Annotated in this window: 18 protein-coding genes and 1 tRNA gene; 15 read left to right on the forward strand and 4 right to left on the reverse strand. The window is 41.1% G+C overall.

Going from position 1 to position 16353, the window contains the following annotated elements; translation table 11 throughout:
• Positions 1 to 78 precede the first annotated feature (78 nt).
• The 6 genes from G1O98_RS29445 to G1O98_RS29470 all read left to right on the forward strand — a co-directional run bounded on the left by G1O98_RS29445 (position 79) and on the right by G1O98_RS29470 (position 5208).
• A complete protein-coding gene (locus G1O98_RS29445; RefSeq protein WP_163935632.1) occupies positions 79 to 1209 on the forward strand; it encodes a HAMP domain-containing protein in 1131 nt (376 codons plus the stop codon).
• Between the two features lie 319 nt (positions 1210 to 1528).
• Positions 1529 to 1987 carry a ribosome silencing factor gene (gene rsfS / locus G1O98_RS29450; protein WP_163935637.1) on the forward strand — a complete coding sequence of 153 codons (459 nt, stop codon included), beginning with the start codon at positions 1529 to 1531 and terminating at the stop codon, positions 1985 to 1987.
• Entirely contained in the window at positions 1984 to 2484 is a 501-nt protein-coding gene (locus G1O98_RS29455; protein ID WP_163935642.1) for a CGLD27 family protein, read from the forward strand. Before rsfS ends, G1O98_RS29455 begins: the two co-directional genes overlap by 4 nt.
• 89 nt (positions 2485 to 2573) lie before the next feature.
• Positions 2574 to 3527 carry an asparaginase gene (locus tag G1O98_RS29460; protein ID WP_163935645.1) on the forward strand — a complete coding sequence of 318 codons (954 nt, stop codon included), beginning with the start codon at positions 2574 to 2576 and terminating at the stop codon, positions 3525 to 3527.
• A gap of 46 nt (positions 3528 to 3573) precedes the next feature.
• Positions 3574 to 3650, forward strand: a tRNA-Met gene (locus G1O98_RS29465).
• Positions 3651 to 3750: 100 nt separating this feature from the next.
• On the forward strand, positions 3751 to 5208 hold the full coding sequence (locus G1O98_RS29470; RefSeq protein ID WP_163935648.1) for a DUF697 domain-containing protein: 1458 nt from the start codon (positions 3751 to 3753) through the stop codon (positions 5206 to 5208).
• A 121-nt stretch (positions 5209 to 5329) separates the two neighbouring features.
• Here G1O98_RS29470 and G1O98_RS29475 read toward each other — a convergent pair whose 3' ends face one another.
• The gene (locus tag G1O98_RS29475) at positions 5330 to 6379 is read right to left on the reverse strand and encodes an anti-sigma factor antagonist (protein WP_163935651.1); all 1050 of its coding nucleotides are present in this window, start codon (positions 6377 to 6379) and stop codon (positions 5330 to 5332) included.
• A 204-nt stretch (positions 6380 to 6583) separates the two neighbouring features.
• Here G1O98_RS29475 and G1O98_RS29480 point away from each other — a divergent pair, with 204 nt between their 5' ends.
• Positions 6584 to 7381, forward strand: a complete 798-nt coding sequence (locus G1O98_RS29480) for a 7-carboxy-7-deazaguanine synthase QueE (RefSeq protein WP_163935679.1) — start codon at positions 6584 to 6586, stop codon at positions 7379 to 7381.
• A 203-nt stretch (positions 7382 to 7584) separates the two neighbouring features.
• Here the strand turns inward: G1O98_RS29480 and G1O98_RS29485 are convergent, their stop codons facing one another.
• Entirely contained in the window at positions 7585 to 8229 is a 645-nt protein-coding gene (locus G1O98_RS29485; RefSeq protein WP_012410672.1) for a DUF3318 domain-containing protein, read from the reverse strand.
• Positions 8230 to 8306: 77 nt separating this feature from the next.
• The gene (locus tag G1O98_RS29490; RefSeq protein WP_114085028.1) at positions 8307 to 8864 is read right to left on the reverse strand and encodes a hypothetical protein; all 558 of its coding nucleotides are present in this window, start codon (positions 8862 to 8864) and stop codon (positions 8307 to 8309) included.
• A 551-nt stretch (positions 8865 to 9415) separates the two neighbouring features.
• Here G1O98_RS29490 and G1O98_RS29495 point away from each other — a divergent pair.
• The 7 genes from G1O98_RS29495 (at position 9416) to G1O98_RS29525 (ending at position 14535) form a co-directional block, all read left to right on the forward strand.
• A complete protein-coding gene (locus G1O98_RS29495; RefSeq protein WP_163935654.1) occupies positions 9416 to 10492 on the forward strand; it encodes an amino acid ABC transporter substrate-binding protein in 1077 nt (358 codons plus the stop codon).
• Between the two features lie 45 nt (positions 10493 to 10537).
• On the forward strand, positions 10538 to 11464 hold the full coding sequence (locus G1O98_RS29500; protein ID WP_163935657.1) for an ABC transporter permease subunit: 927 nt from the start codon (positions 10538 to 10540) through the stop codon (positions 11462 to 11464).
• Positions 11465 to 11469: 5 nt separating this feature from the next.
• A complete protein-coding gene (locus G1O98_RS29505; RefSeq protein ID WP_163935660.1) occupies positions 11470 to 11754 on the forward strand; it encodes a hypothetical protein in 285 nt (94 codons plus the stop codon).
• Positions 11751 to 12902 (forward strand): amino acid ABC transporter permease, encoded by a 1152-nt coding sequence (locus tag G1O98_RS29510; RefSeq protein ID WP_163935664.1) that lies wholly within the window; start codon positions 11751 to 11753, stop codon positions 12900 to 12902. Before G1O98_RS29505 ends, G1O98_RS29510 begins: the two co-directional genes overlap by 4 nt.
• A gap of 62 nt (positions 12903 to 12964) precedes the next feature.
• Positions 12965 to 13705 (forward strand): amino acid ABC transporter ATP-binding protein, encoded by a 741-nt coding sequence (locus G1O98_RS29515; RefSeq protein ID WP_163935667.1) that lies wholly within the window; start codon positions 12965 to 12967, stop codon positions 13703 to 13705.
• A gap of 228 nt (positions 13706 to 13933) precedes the next feature.
• A complete protein-coding gene (locus G1O98_RS29520; protein ID WP_345940604.1) occupies positions 13934 to 14215 on the forward strand; it encodes an element excision factor XisH family protein in 282 nt (93 codons plus the stop codon).
• On the forward strand, positions 14203 to 14535 hold the full coding sequence (locus G1O98_RS29525; protein ID WP_163935670.1) for a XisI protein: 333 nt from the start codon (positions 14203 to 14205) through the stop codon (positions 14533 to 14535). Before G1O98_RS29520 ends, G1O98_RS29525 begins: the two co-directional genes overlap by 13 nt.
• On the opposite strand, the gene G1O98_RS29530 is transcribed toward G1O98_RS29525, so the two are convergent.
• Entirely contained in the window at positions 14528 to 14794 is a 267-nt protein-coding gene (locus tag G1O98_RS29530) for a hypothetical protein (protein WP_163935673.1), read from the reverse strand. The two genes, G1O98_RS29525 and G1O98_RS29530, sit on opposite strands and share 8 nt — an antisense overlap.
• A 460-nt stretch (positions 14795 to 15254) precedes the next feature.
• Between G1O98_RS29530 and G1O98_RS29535 the strand changes: the two genes are divergently transcribed.
• Positions 15255 to 16353, forward strand: a 1099-nt coding sequence (locus G1O98_RS29535; RefSeq protein ID WP_163935676.1) for a reverse transcriptase domain-containing protein, incomplete at its 3' end; no start/stop codon positions are given.

Genomic DNA, 16353 nt, shown 5'->3' on the forward strand with positions numbered 1-16353 from the left:
CTAGAACAATATAATTTGTTACTTAACTATGTTGAGCAAGCTGGAACGCATTCAAGTTCATCAAGGTCGTGATTGATTATGAAACAGCATCACAACTTCGATGATCTGGCTTTTGGTCGATCAAATAGCTCTTTGCAATCAAATAACTCCAGTCCAAACACAAGCAATTCTAGATACTGGTTCAGCCATCTCAAAGTTGGTCAAAAGATTGGCATTGGATATGCACTAATTGTAAGTATTGCTGTACTGGGAACTAGCATAGGGTTTCTAATTGCAGATTATTACCAGCGACAAGCACAGAAGCGCGAAGAAGCGGCGATTGAAGAGTTATATCAGATGTACCAACTCAAAACCAGTGTGTTTCGTGTTCGTACCAACCAACACAAGCTGATTTTGTACATGGATCAACCAAAAAAATGGCTAGAACAATATAATTTGTTACTTAACTATGTTGAGCAAGCTAGACAAGTTTGGTTTGAGTTCAAAACTAACTACAGTATTGAGAACCTCACCATATATGATTCTGTAATTGAACAAGAAGCTGTTCATCGCTTGTTGCAGACCCACAAAGGCTTTGATACTTACTTACAGCGCACAGAGGTTCTGTTTAACGATCGCAATCCCAGTAAATTATCACCAAACGAAATCAGGACAGCACAAACTCAACTGTTCAATTTCATGCATAGCTCATCAATTTTTATGATTGATGATTTTCTTGATGACATCACAAACCTTGTTGAAGTCATCGCCGAAGAGTATCAGCAAGCAAATTGGGAACTGCGAAGGGCAGAGAAATTACGTCTAAATATTATTTTAGGCAGCCTGTTAGTGTCGATTGCGATCGCCACATTATTAGCAATTTTCACTAGTCAGGCTATTGCCCGTCCTATTCAAGCTGTTACCCATGTTGCTCAACAGGTTACAGAAGAATCTAATTTTGATTTACAAGCACCCGTAACAACTAATGATGAAGTTGGGATCTTGGCTAATTCGCTCAATCGTTTAATTTTGGAAGTTCAGCAACTTATCACAGTCCAAAATGATGCTAACGAACAGCTAGAAGTATACAACCAGGTACTAGAAGAGAAAGTACGCGAACGAACACGGGAGTTAAATGAGAAAAATCTCAGCTTAAAGATGGCATTAGAGGAATTGCAACGTACTCAAGTTCAACTCGGAGAAACTGAGGAAAATGGCGATAAAAGCTGAAAAATAAATCTTTTGGCCTCGAAATAGCCTAGATGTCACCCCAAATAGTCAATTAATCCCTAGTGGGGCAACACTATATTTCATCGGAAATTCTTGCTAAAAAGCTATTGGTTAATTTATCGCTACACAACAGCCATCCGCAACTGCTAATTGCTATTGTCAAAATTCTAAGCCGTGAATTATCAAACTAGACCCCATAGGCTCCCGTTTTTTTGTTAGTATTCAAAAAAACCTATTGACACATTTTCAGATCAATTGTTTGTGATTTGTAAGTAAATGTAAACAATTGTTTCCAAAGAAAAAAAGCACCTGAGGTTTAATGACTGATTATTTCCAAGGAAATTTCCCATTACAATCCGTTCCACTGACGAAGAGTGTGGTTAAGAGCCACGCCCATACCGAAGAGGAAAGCGGAAAATTAGCTGCAACGATAGCAGAAGCTGGATCAGACCGCAAAGCAGGTGAGATTATATTGCTAAAAGTAGCAGAGGTATCTTACCTAGCGGATTACTTTGTGATGATGACTGGCTATTCTAGGGTACAAGTCAGAGCGATCGCTCAAGCAATTGAAGGAAAAGTCGAAACTGAGTTGCAACGTCGTCCCATAAGGACAGAAGGAAAAGTTGAGGGAAGTTGGGTATTACAAGACTACGGTGATGTGATCGTTCACATTATGATGCCCAAAGAACGGGAGTTTTATAATTTAGAAGCGTTCTGGATTCATGCAGAACGTATTTCCCTTCCAGAATCTGATGAGGGTGAAGGTAAGCCAACATGATTAGGTCTTCGGTTTCAAATTGCCCAGTTCCCATAGACCAACAACCGCTCAATGAGTACGAAGAGTTAAAAACTTCCTGGCTATTTCGTGATAGCACTTTAGATTTGCGCGAATATATCACGAAAATAGCTTGGATTTGGGGTTTATCTTGGCTGATCGCAGCACCTGTGGCAGCAGCAAGTTTTCCTCCCCACAAGTATATTGCACATTTTATCCTTTGTGGTGCAGCAGCAGCCAGTGTTGGGGTCGTACTGGCACTGGTAAGATTATACTTAGGCTGGTTCTACGTGTGCGATCGCCTTGGCAGTCCCACAGTATTTTATGAAGAGTCCGGTTGGTACGACGGCCAAACTTGGACGAAACCACAGGAAATCCTTAACCGCGATCGCTTAATTGTTGCATACGAAATCAAACCTATTCTGCGGCGATTGCAATTTACCTTCGCTGGCTTGGCGGGAATGTACGTTACTGGTACGATAGTTTGGCATTTGTTTTAAAAAGTCATTAGTCATTGGTCATTAGCTAAGGACTAATGACTAATGACCAATGACTAAATTAATTAAAAAAAGGTGATAAATATAAACCCATGACAATGGGAAAACGAACTCAAGCCACAGCACTGGAAGTCCGGTTGCTGCGGGAAGGTATTATTGAATCCAGGCATATAGTCCAGGCTGTTGTATGCGACGATCGGGGACGGGTTCTAACCGTTGCCGGCAATTCTGAAACCGCTGCATTTATCCGTTCAGCCCTCAAACCATTTCAGGCACTCGCAGTCACCACCACAGGTACACTGGAACGCTATGACCTCAGCGATCGCGACTTAGCAATTATGACAAGTTCCCATAAAGGAACAATAGATCAAGTCCGACAGGTATTTAACATCCTTTGGCGAGCTGATCTTGACCCGACCATACTCCAGTGTCCAACTCCTGAAGGTAAGCACAGTCCTCTGGAATACAATTGCTCTGGAAAACATGCGGGAATGTTAGCTGTTTGTCAGCAACGCCGTTGGCCCTTGAATAACTACTTGGATCGCAAGCACCCAATACAGCAATTGATTTTGGGCAAAGTAGCAGAGTTGCTGCGAATGCCAGCCGCAGAATTTATCTGCGCTCATGATGACTGTGGCGCACCAACTTATTTGATGCAACTCGGTCACATGGCATCTTTATATGCACTGTTAGCCTCTAGCACCAATCTAGATATGGAGCGCATCGTCCGGGCTATGACTCATCACCCCGCGATGGTAGCAGGAGATGGAGAATTTGATACCGAACTAATGCGCTTAACTCCAGGGGAACTGGTTAGTAAAAGTGGTGCCGAAGGAGTTCAGTGCATTGGTAGACTTGGTGAAGGCTTGGGATTAGCAATCAAAGTCATGGATGGGACAAAACGAGCAAAACATGCCGTTGCTATTCACTTACTCAAGCAAATGGGTTGGATTAGTCCTAGCGCCGCCGAAAGCCTCTCAGAAAAATTTGCCACCTTGGGAAAATACACCCGTTTAGAAGTAATTGGAGAATTATCGTTTTTGTAGTTGCCAAACTCTTGACTATAGGTTACTATAAATAAGTCGAGAGCAACGCGGGATAGAGCAGCCTGGTAGCTCGTCGGGCTCATAACCCGAAGGTCAGTGGTTCAAATCCACTTCCCGCCACCAAATAAAAAACAAAAACCCTACAATCAGTGAAGATTGCAGGGTTTTTGTTTTGTTTTGATCTATTCTGGAAGAAATAGCCATCTAAAAGGCGCGGAGAATCATGGTTGTGAAGTTGCAGCGACCAATTTTAGTGGGAGGATTGGGACTGTCCTTTTCTCTGTGGATGTTGGACAGTTGGCACGATTCGATAGTGCAGGTGGGTGAGTTTGGTTTGTTGAGTGCCTTAGCTGTAGGCGGTGGTTTGTGGTTATTCCAGCAAAATCGCCCGAAAGACAGTTTAAAGCAGCTAGATGATATGCTCGTAGATCGGGCGACTGTGGAAAGTGCGATCGCTAAAACTGAAACTGTAATTAACCAACTGGCACAAGAATCCGAAAACCATCCGGCGTTACAGACACTGCGAGAACAAATTGCCCAATTGTCTTTGGAATTAGACAGACAAGAAATTAAAGTTGCTGTGACTGGCGGTAAATCTGTAGGTAAAAGCACCTTAATTCAAGTATTAAAGCAAAATCTAGAGACACAAAATTTGGTGTCTTTAGAAGAGACAACACCTTTATTTAGAGAAACGGGTGACAACTCAGATGCAGTTGTTTTAGCAGAAGTTGCAAAATCTGATTTTGTTATATTCCTGACAAACGGTGATTTGACAGACTCAGAATTTCAAACCCTACAGCAGCTAAAAGCAGCAAATCAGCCGACAATCCTGGTTTTCAACAAACAAGACCAGTATTTAGCCGATGAAAGCGCCAGCATCTTGCTGTCATTGAAACAGCGAATGCAGGGAAATGTGGTTGCAACAGCCGCTTCTCCCATAGCCATCAAAGTCCGAAAGCATGAGGCTGATGGTGCTGTGCAAGAGTGGATGGAACAACCAACAGCAGATATCCAACAGTTAACTCAGCATTTGGGTGAAATTTTTGCACAGCAAAGACAGCGCCTAGTTTGGGTAACAACCATGAGGAAAGCCGGGTTGTTGAAAGCTGAGGCGAAAAACTGGCTGAATGGAACCAGACGCGATCGCGCCACCCCAATTATTGAACAATATCAATGGATAGCTGCTGCTGCTGCCTTCGCTAACCCAGTTCCAGCCCTTGATATTCTAGCGACTGCGGCAATTAATGCTCAAATGGTAATGGATTTGGGTAAAATCTATCAGCAGAAGTTTTCCCTAGAACAAGCACAAACTGTAGCTGGAACAATGGGAAGTTTAATGCTGAAGCTGGGTTTAGTTGAACTTTCTACAAAGGCGATTAGTACTGTTCTCAAAAGTAATGCCGTTACCTTTGTTGCTGGTGGCGTAGTGCAGGGAGTAAGTGCAGCTTATTTGACTAGAGTCGCAGGGTTAAGTCTAGTTGAGTATTTCCAACAGCAGGAAATAGCAATAGACTCTGGAACTGGTTTGAATTTGGAGAATTTGCGGCAAACATTGCAAAAAGTATTTCAGCAAAATCAGCAGATTGGTTTTTTGCAGGGATTTGTTAAGCAAAGCGTGAAGCGTTTGTTGCCAGAAGTTCAGCAGGTTGAAGTTGTAGGTATTCAGAAGGCTGTAGGATAATTTCACTTACTTATTGCTTTAGAAACCTAAAATATACCCAAGCCTGTTATGGGCTTGGGTATATCTAATAATTATTGCGAAAGTTGGGAGTTACCAAACAATTGTGAATAAGGGTAGTTAGCTAAACAGCGCCACTGTTTCTATTAAAGAGAATAGTTATAGTTTTGAAAATTAGCTTTAAATCGTACACCAAACTCCAATTTTTTTGATACTGCAAATCTAGACGAATTACATCTTCAAAACTACGGACTGTAGACCGCCCATTGACTTGCCATTCACCAGTCATACCAGGTTTCACATCTAAACGTTGCCACTCTGGTACTTCATAACGTTCCACTTCATCGGGTGTGGGTGGTCGAGTGCCTACTAAACTCATTTCTCCTTTGAGGACGTTCCAAAATTGCGGTAATTCATCAAGACTCGTTCGCCGTAAAAAGCGCCCTACCTTGGTAATTCTGGGATCATTTTCATTCTTGAAAAATGCACCTTGCACTTGGTTTTTTACTTGGGATTTCCTTGCTTCTGCATCCACACACATAGAACGGAATTTCCAAATCTCAAACCGCTTTCCCATCCAACCACAACGGGTTTGACTGAAGAAAATGGGGCCGGGATCGTTAATTTGAATAGCGATCGCAATCGGAATAAACAAAACTCCTGTAATTAATAAACCAACCACAGACCCGACAATATCTAAGAACCGTTTCATCCAAGATGCTACAGAAGGGTGAGTAGTGGGTAACGGCTCTACTTTACGGGAAGTTGTCTTCCGATTATCTACTAAGTCTTCTTGTTTTATTAGCAACCCATCGTCAACCGACTCTAAGGGAAAAACCTGATCCAATCCCGTGAGTTTTAAGACTGCCATGACTTGAGGTGTTACATTCCGCAGTGTTAATGTAATTCCTTTAGTCTGGGCGTATTTAAAATTACTGACGAGGGCACCTAAACCACTACTATCCATAAAAGTAGTTTGGTGAAAGTCAATGATGATCTGTTTAGGATGTGAATTGGGCTGAATTAAGCTTTGGCAGGTTTGCTTAAAGTCTAAAGCCTCCAGCACGCTCAACCGCGCGGGCACCTGCATTATAGCCGTGTCGTTTAGGGAATTAACTGGAAAATCGACCTCTGTCGGTTGGCTAGTCATGAAGCTCTGCACTTTCGTTGCCATGTATAATGTAATCTGCCAAACATTATTTTGTCCTAAAAAATTACTTAACCTAATATTTAGAATCAGTAGTAATAAGGACTAATTTCTCTTTACCGGGGCTGAGATTGGAGATCGCTAGCGACGATTCACAATAGAACAAGAAGCCAAGAAACATCCTTGCTGTTGTGTCGACGCAGCGCGATCGCGTTGCTCTCATCAAATCAAATGATTGCTAAAACTACGGTTACACCTACCGCACGCCTAGTTGAGGTCTTTTCTGCCATTCAAGGGGAAGGACTGAATGTAGGGACACGTCAAATATTTATTCGTTTTGCTTTGTGTGATTTGCGCTGCCACTTTTGTGATAGTGCCCACACTTGGAATGCACCTGCTACTTGTCGGATAGAGCGATCGCCTGGATTACGCGACTTTGAAATCCACTCTAACCCTGTTTCATTACCTATATTAATCGAATGGGTGGAACAGCAAAATCTACCTTGTCTACACGATAGCATTAGCTTAACTGGGGGTGAACCACTTCTTCATGCCCCATTTCTAACGCAGTTTCTACCCCAGGTGCGAGACATAACTGGTCTACCCATATACTTAGAAACTGGCGGACATCGCTCAGAACAACTAGCGATGATTCTTCCCTATCTAGACTCTGTGGGTATGGATTTCAAATTGCCCAGTGTTAGCGGCGAAAGCCATTGGCAAGAACATGCTAAATTTCTCCAATTATGTCATGACTCATATTTAAATGTTTTTGTCAAGATAATTGTGTCTCAAAACACAGATCCAGCCGAGTTGGAACGTTCAGCTTCTTTGGTGGCAGAGGTTAGTCCAGATATCTCAGTATTTTTACAACCTGTTACGCCTTTAGCAGTATCTGAACAATTCTCCCCAATACTTATGCTTGCGCCTACCGCCGATCAAGTTTTAACGTGGCAAGCTTTGATGAAGGGGTTTGTCAAGCACGTGCGTGTGATCCCTCAGACGCATAAAATGCTGAACCAACTGTAAAAGCTTCTGTAAAATTTGAGTTTGATAAAGATGTAGTCAAGAAAAAAGTAAGATTCTATGAAATGGGCATTGCTGCCGCTAATCAGCAAGGCAGCAGCCCCTTAGTAGACATTCCCAGTCCAAGGCAGAATTAGGAGTGAGGAGTTTAGAGTTTAGATTGCACTCCTAATTGTACAGACGCGATTAGTTGCGTCTCTCCTAAATTACAACCCGCCTTCATCTGGAGTTTTGGATTTAGCTTTTGCTTTATTGGCACTGCGTTTGAGGGCAGAGAGTCTTGCTTCGTATCTTGACCGTTGGCGCTTGCTAGGAGTATTGTCAATCAGGGTTTTTAAGGCGCTACCGAGACTCTTGTAGGCATTGGGGAGGCTGTAACCAAAACGAGTTGCCAAAGCGATCGCTTTCTCATCAGCATTGAGCAATTCTTTTAGTTGCTTTTCCCCATTATTCTTTTGGTACAGTCGCCAGCCTGACACGCCACACAGCGACAAAGCTAACACCAGCAGCAATCCATCTTGTACCCACAATTCGCCGACAGCACCACCTAAACCGATGGCTAATGCTGCCATTTCCCAACCATCTTTAGGAATTGTGTCATTTTGAACGCGAGCAACTTCATGCCAGAACAGCAGATTACGCTGATCCATTGCGAGGGCATCCCATTTCACCAGGTCAATTTGAATTTCTACCTGGTCTTTACCAATTTCTTCACAACGAACCAGGGGTGGATTGACCTCAGTTGTGCCTTCAACCGTGACCCAGCTCTGTAATTCTGGCGGTAGTAAGCCTTTCAACCGCCGTAGTTCACTCATTTCCGCTTTGGCAGAGGAGGTTGCATAGGATGTCATAATATCCAGCCCCAGAAAATTTCAGTATATAGTGAGGGTATCACTTTGGAGTATAGCTATTTAAGTGATGATCCGTCTCACTCCTTGGGAAAACTTCCTCGCTTTTTCCGTGCCTCCATTGCCTTTTCTAGCAAATCTAGCAATCCTGGAGCTTCTTCTTGGATAGTGAGTAACAGTCTTTCGCCAAGTTCTATATTCCCCGGATCAAGACCCGTTGCCATCACTTCTTTGAGGCGAGGTATGGCTATGCCATCTACAATCTGAATTAACCCACTCAGACAACGGTGAAATTGCTTTTCTGTGAGAATTGAGTCTTCTAGAGGAAACTCAATAATGGCACGAATTTCACCATCAGACGGGTCATACTCCCATTGCAACATTTTGGTTTCCCAGGAAATGGCAAGCATTGTCTGTAGGATAACTCCCTTGTGAGGGTGGTCTTGAATTCCTGACAGAACTTGAGGGGCAAATACCCGAAAAAATTTTCCCTCTTCATCCAACTGGACAACTATCAGAAAATCTTCTAGGTTATCAGCTTCTACACCTGTTATTATCCGGTCTTCTTCATCATCAAAACGGTAGTCCCAACCAAGGTTGTCTAAATAGTTGGCAATCTGTTTGAGGTTAGCTCCCATAAAAGCCTCATAAGGAACGGTGGAGCAGTTGTTACCAGACCTAGTTTAACCTGCTAGGGGTAGTTCTTTAGGTTGGTGTGGCTACTTCCGATCGCATCAAAGTATGCAATTAGGGCATGGGGTATGGGGCATAGGGCATTGAAATAGGATAAACAGATTTTCATGCTGGGCTGTGAATAAGATTTCCTGGGGTTCTATTGCTAATTCTTAAAGAAGCGCAAAATCTATTCTTATAAATATTATCCAGTGAAGAATATAAAACTAATTAGCTAAAAGTTTAATATTATCTTCCAAGTTCAATGAATGTATTTCTATATCAAATAGGGTAGTAAAAAAAATAAAATTAACTCGGAATTCCAAGCAAGCTTGAGAGATTTACACTTAGCATTTAAGGTTTTTAAAAAAATAAGTACAAACTTAAAAACCGGTTTTTCAAAAGGAATAAAATTAGCATAAAGGCTGGTAAAGTTTTATATTACAAGCAACAAATTGTTTTTATAGAATGATTGTAGTGAGCAATACATTTATGATTGTCGATATCAATGAAATTTATGCGTAAATCAGCTTTAATTTTAGCGATCGCACCTCTAGTCTTTGCGATCGCTGCTTGTAGTGGAGATTCGCAAACAGCAAACACACCCAGCACTCCCGGCAGTAATGCAGCTGCACCAGCAACTCGGAATCGCTGGGATAGTATTAAAAGCCGTGGTCAGTTAATTTGCGGTGTCAGTGGCGAAGTGCCAGGGTTTAGCTTTGTGGGGACTGATGGTAAGTATAGCGGCATTGATGTCGATGTCTGTCGCGCGATCGCCGCAGCTTTATTTGATAACCCAGATGCAGTAGAATTCCGCAATCTCAATTCCAAAGAACGGTTTACAGCTTTGCAAACTGGGGAAGTAGATGTTCTCAGCCGCAATACTACCTGGACTCTTAGCCGTGATACCTCTGTAGGTCTAGAATTTGCACCTGTGGTCTTTTACGACGGACAAGCCATAATGGTTCGCAAAAGTAGCAACATTAAGTCCCTAGCAGACCTGAAGGATAAAGCAATCTGCGTTCAAACTGGCACTACTACCGAACAGAACTTAGCAGACCAAATGCGGAAAAGGGGCATCACTTACAAACCCGTTGTCTTTGAAGACGTTAACGTTACTTTTGCTACCTATGCCGAAGGTCGTTGCGACGGCATTACGGCTGACCGTTCAGCATTAGTTTCGCGGGGGACAATTTTACCGAAACCAGAAGATAACGTGATTCTCAATGAAGTAATTTCTTCAGAACCCCTTGCACCAGCAGTTGCCAAAGGAGATATTAAGTGGGGAGATGCTGTTAAGTGGGTGGTTTATTCTCTGGTAAAAGCTGAAGAATTAGGTATTACTTCCCAAAATGTGGGTCAGTTTGCAACTAGTACCGATCCAGACATTAAGCGCTTTTTAGGAACAGAAGGCAACCTTGGCGAAGGACTCGGCTTAACAAACGACTTTGCAGCCAGAATAATTAAGCACGTCGGTAACTATGCCGAAGTTTACGATCGCAATCTCGGCCCCAAAACAAAACTGAATCTAGCTCGTGGTCAAAATCAACTCTGGAGCAAAGGTGGACTGCTTTATTCTCCGCCGTTTCGGTAGGAGAGGGCAGGGAAGAAATAACTAATGACAAATGACAAATGACAAATGACAAATTTAAAACCGTCTATATGGCGTGATGTCCGTTTTTGGCGGATTGCTTTACAACTCATTGCTGTATTTTTAGCAGCAGTTGTAGTAGTAATACTGTGGAGCAATCTCCAGCGGAATTTGCGGCAATTGGGTATTCCGTTTGGATTTGATTTTCTCAAGCAACAAGCGTCTTTTGATATTGGCGAGACACTGATTAGCTATAAACCCACTGACACCTACAGTCATGCTTTGTGGGTGGGGTTAATTAACTCCTTACGGGTGGCGATCGCAGGGATTTTTCTGACAACCATTGTCGGGGTAAGTGCTGGTATTGCCCGACTTTCTGACAACTGGTTAGTGCGGAATATCACGATGGTTTATGTAGAGATTTTCCGCAATACGCCCTTACTGCTGCAATTGCTGTTTTGGTACTTTGTTGTTTTTCTCAGTTTTCCCAAAACAGAAAATAAGATATCCCTTTGGGGTTTTATTGGCGTTAGTCAAAATGGCTTACAACTCCCTTGGTTTACGTTATCACCAGAGTTTTCAGCTTTGCTGTTGGGATTAATTTTTTACACGGGTGCGTTTATTGCGGAAATTGTCCGAGGTGGAATTCAATCAGTACCGAAGGGACAATGGGAAGCAGCGCGATCGCTAGGATTAAAACCAGGGTTAGTTATGCGGCTGGTGGTTTTTCCCCAAGCTTTGCGGGTAATCATTCCACCGTTGACGAGTCAATATCTGAATTTGACAAAAAATACCAGTTTAGCGATCGCGATCGGCTACCCCGATATTTATTTTGTCGCCTCCACTACCTTTAACCAAACTGGGAAAGCCGTAGAAGTGATATTACTGATTATGCTCACCTATCTCACCCTGAGTTTGGTTATCTCTGTAGTTATGAATTTATTCAATCGCAGTGTGCAAATTAAAGAGAGATGAGGGGAATGGGGGAGAAAAAGGGGATAAGGAAGCAGTTGAACTCGGAAGTTGAGCCTCTGAACTCGGAAGTTACACCTTTGAACTCGGAAGTTGCACCTTTGAACTCGGAAGTTGAGCCTCTGAACTCGGAAGTTGAGCCTCTGAACTCGGAAGTTGCACCTTTGAACTCGGAAGTTGCACCTTTGAACTCGGAAGTTGCACCTTTGAACTCGGAAGTTGCACCTTTGAACTCGAAAGTTGAGTTTCTGAGGTTGAAGTATGAGTCTTTACAAATGATAAATGACCAATGACAAATAACAAATTAACTTGGCTACGTAAAAACCTCTTCAGTACTTGGTACAACAGCTTGTTAACTGTTATCTGTTTGGTGTTGTTATTTTGGGTACTGCGAGGAGTTACAACTTGGGCAACTACTCAAGCACAATGGGCAGTAATTCAGGTTAACTTACGTTTATTTTTAGTTGGTAGGTTTCCGCAAACGCTATATTGGCGAACTTGGATTGTACTGGCGATCGCTTCAACTTTAGGCGCTGTAACTGCGGGTGTATTCTTTGGTAAGCAACAATTAACAAAGCAATTCTCCGCTTTGTTTGCTTTTATCATCGGCGTTTTGTTAGTTGCTTTACCATTAGACTTGACATCTCGCCTCTGGTTACTGTTAATTGCAGCTTTACTATTTGTAGGTTTTTGGGTTGGAGGAAAGTTTACTAAACTACTAACTACTTGGCTTTCTCTATTATGGTTACTGTCTTTCCCCATTATTCTTTGGCTACTTGGCGGTGGATTTGGATTGCAATCTGTATCTACAAATTTGTGGAACGGTTTGCTACTTACCCTACTTATGGCAGCAATCAGTATTGTGCTTTCCTTTCCCATTGGAGTTTTATTGGCTTTAGGACGCACAAGCAATTTACCCGTAGTCCGTTGGTTTTCTATCCTCTACATTGAAATCGTCAGAGGAGTACCACTGATTGGAATTTTGTTCCTCGCTCAAGTAATGCTGCCATTGTTTCTATCAGCAGATATGCGTTTAGATCGGGTATTACGAGCAATTGCTGGATTGGTTTTATTTAGTGCTGCATACATGGCAGAAAATGTGCGCGGTGGACTCCAGTCAGTTCCTCGCGGACAAATTGAAGCCGCGAAAGCGCTAGGATTAAACACAGCCTTAGTGGTTTTGTTAATTGTCTTACCTCAAGCCTTACGTACCGTTATTCCTGCGATCGTTGGTCAGTTTATCGGCTTATTTAAAGACACTTCGTTATTATCCTTGGTGGGATTAGTAGAACTAACAGGTATTGCCCGTTCCATATTGGCACAACCACAATTTATTGGTCGGTATGCAGAAGTTTATATATTTATTGGATTTATTTATTGGGTATTTTGTTATTCCATGTCGTTAGCTTCTCGGCGGTTAGAGAGACAGTTAAATAATTAGTCATTGGTCATTGGTTATTGGTTGTTATAAAACTAATATTCATTATTAGGGCTTTGAATAATATGTCAGATATACAAAAGATAATTGTTGCTGAAGATGTTCATAAGTGGTATGGAAAATTCCACGTTCTTCAGGGTGTGAGCTTGACAGTCAATCGTGGAGAAGTAGTAGTGTTGATGGGGCCATCTGGTTCAGGTAAATCTACCTTTATTCGCACATTTAATGCTTTAGAAGAATACCAAAAAGGAAGGATTGAAATCGACGGCATTACCCTCAGCCATGACTTGCGAAATATTGAAACCATTCGCCGAGAAGTGGGAATGGTATTTCAGCAATTTAATTTATTTCCTCATCTCACAGTGCTGCAAAATATCTCTTTAGCACCAATTTGGGTACGGCGATCGCCAAAGGCAAAAGCTGAAGAATTGGCTATACAACTATTAGAAAGAGTAGGAATTTTAGAACAGGCGCAGAAATATCCAGGACAGTTATCTGGCGGACAACAGCAACGAGTTGCGATCGCACGTGCTTTAGCCATGCAACCTAAAATTATGCTATTTGACGAACCTACCTCAGCCTTAGATCCAGAAATGGTACGAGAAGTTTTGGATGTAATGCGAAATCTCGCCCGTGATGGGATGACAATGGTAGTCGTCACCCACGAAGTTGGATTCGCTCGTGAAGTCGCTGACCGAGTTATTTTAATGGATAGCGGTTCCCTCGTTGAGTCAGCCACCCCAGACGCATTTTTCAGCAACCCCAAAGAAGAAAGAACACGCAAGTTTTTGTCACAAATTCTCTAAAACCTCTGCGCCCCTTTGCGTTTCACTAAGTTGTCAATGTATTATTAAAATGGAAATTTTTAAATCAAGCACCGCCATAAATTGGAATTAAACCCGTGTCTGCTAAAGATGCTTTTCATACAGTTGTCAAAACAGCACTTGAGAAAAAGGGTGGTTAATCACTCATGATCCCTATGCTCTCCAAGCGGGAACACTGAGCTATATGTTGATTTAGGAGCAGAAAAAGTTATTGCAGCCGAAAAACAAGGACAAAAAATAGCTGTTGAAATTAAAAGTTTTCTAAGTCCATCAAAAATAACAGAACTTTATGCTGCATTAGGGCAATTTATCATTTACCGAATTGCTTTACAAAAACAAGAAGCCAATCGGACTTTATATTTAGCAGTTCCTAGTACTGTTTACAATGAGTTTTTTATACTTCCATTTATTCAATCTGTCATTCAAACTAATCAACTCTGTTTACTAATTTATAATATTGAACAGGAGGCGATCGCACAATGGCAAAGCTAGGTGAATATCGACAATATATAAAGAATTTGCTTCAACAACACGCTAGTACTGTTTGGGATAATCGCATTCAAGCACAAACAATTTTTGATATAGAACACGATCATTATCAATTAGTTTATGTAGGTTGGTGGGAGCAAGACCGCATATATGGCCCTGTTCTCCATCTAGATATTATCGACGAGAAAATCTGGATTCAGCAAGATGGGACAGAAGTAGGAATTGCTAATGAATTGGTTGATTTAGGTGTCCCAAAAGAAGATATTGTTTTAGGTTTTCAGTTACCTTCTGTGCGTAAATACACAGACTTTGCTGTTAGTTAAAAACGGGTTTTAAGTTTCGTTCAACAGCTACTTTTAAAGCTCTTGCTTTACTTACTAAGCCACATCGGTAGACTTGCATGAGTTCATCTAGTTGACTACCTTCTGCATCATTAAGCTGTCCCTCTCGGTAACGCGCTTGCAAGTTACTGAAAACCTCTTGCTGCTGAGTTTCCATCTGCATATCGGACAGAGCTAAAACCTTCTCATCTGGTAATGACTCGATAGCTAGTTTAGTGATAGCGCGGTCAATTTCAGCCATTTTCTACAAGTTTACCTTTTACTTATGATTGTATCTGCGATCGCTCTGCATCTTCTGGTTAAAAAGAGCGATCCCTCTCTTCTTTGGCAGTGCTTTGCGTTTTTGGAAAATTAAACAAAATTAAATAAATCCTTTACTGGTAAATATCTTTACTAGAATATAAGCAGTATTATCACCCATAAAGATTACTTGTTGACAGTGAAGCAAAAAACATATACTTTTTAAGTAGGAGATATCTAGTGAACCTTATTGATTGCCGTTGTTGATCCTGCGACGGTCAGCTGAAAAGTCAGCTTTACGTATAATTTGCTGTGATGCGTTTTCTTTGAGTAAGTGGGAATAATGTTCTAGATATCTCCACAATTTTTTAAAGAGTTGGTTATTCCACGAGGAATTATATAGTAACTATCAGTAAAAGCACACATCATTCATTTTTAATCTAAACATAAGGGTTTGAACAATGTCCCAAAATGGAGAAGAAAAGAGTCAAGCGAGAAAGGCTCTTAAACCCTGTTTGGATAAAAATTGTGATGAATTAATTAAAAAATTTTACTCTTTAAGGAGTGGAAGAGATGTAGCAAGACTTCTAGAAATACCATACGGAGATTTAGTCTACTATTTGTATGTAATTCCTTATGAATCGAGATATACAACTTTCCAAATACCTAAAAAATTAGGAGGAAACCGTATCATCTCTACGCCTGCAACATCTTTAAAGTTAATCCAAAAAAAACTTAATCAAGTTTTACAGTGCGTATACCAAGTGAAGCCTTCAGTTCATGGCTTTGTAAAAAATAAAAATATTGTAACTAATGCAAAAGCTCACATAGGTAAGCGATATGTACTTAATTTTGACCTAAAAGATTTTTTTGTTTCAATTAATTTTGGACGAGTAAGAGGAATGTTTATGGCATTACCCTATGCTTTAAATCCTGAAGTTGCAACAGTTTTAGCACAGATTTGTTGCCATGATAACCAATTACCCCAAGGCGCTCCTACCTCACCAATAGTATCTAATATGCTCTGTGCCAAGCTAGACAGTCAATTTCAAAAACTGGCAAAAAAATATAGATTTACATATACGAGATATGCAGATGATATTACTTTTTCAACAACGAGACCTAACCTACCTGAAGAGATAGCTTACATAATTACAACAGAAGATCAAGAAAAACTTAAAAAAGCGATTTTGGGTAAAGATATATATTCAATTATTCAAGAAAACAACTTTGAAATTAATGAACTTAAAGTACGAATACAGAATGCTCAAGAGCATCAAGAAGTTACAAGTATAACTGTTAATACATTTCCTAATGTGGATCGTAATTATATACGTCAGATTCGAGCTATGCTGCATGCTTGGAGTAAGTTTGGTCTTGAATCGTCTGAATTGGAATATTTAAATAAATATGAATTTAAAGATAGGCATTATAGTAAAGGCGTAGCTAGATTTCAGCAAGTTCTTCGCGGAAAAATAGAATTTTTAGGTATGGTTAAAGGGAAAGAAGACCCTATTTATCAAAAATATTTAACTCAGTATTTTGAACTAAGTAATAGAG

This window comes from Nostoc sp. UIC 10630 (assembly GCF_010747425.1).
In the GTDB taxonomy this organism is placed as follows: domain Bacteria; phylum Cyanobacteriota; class Cyanobacteriia; order Cyanobacteriales; family Nostocaceae; genus Nostoc.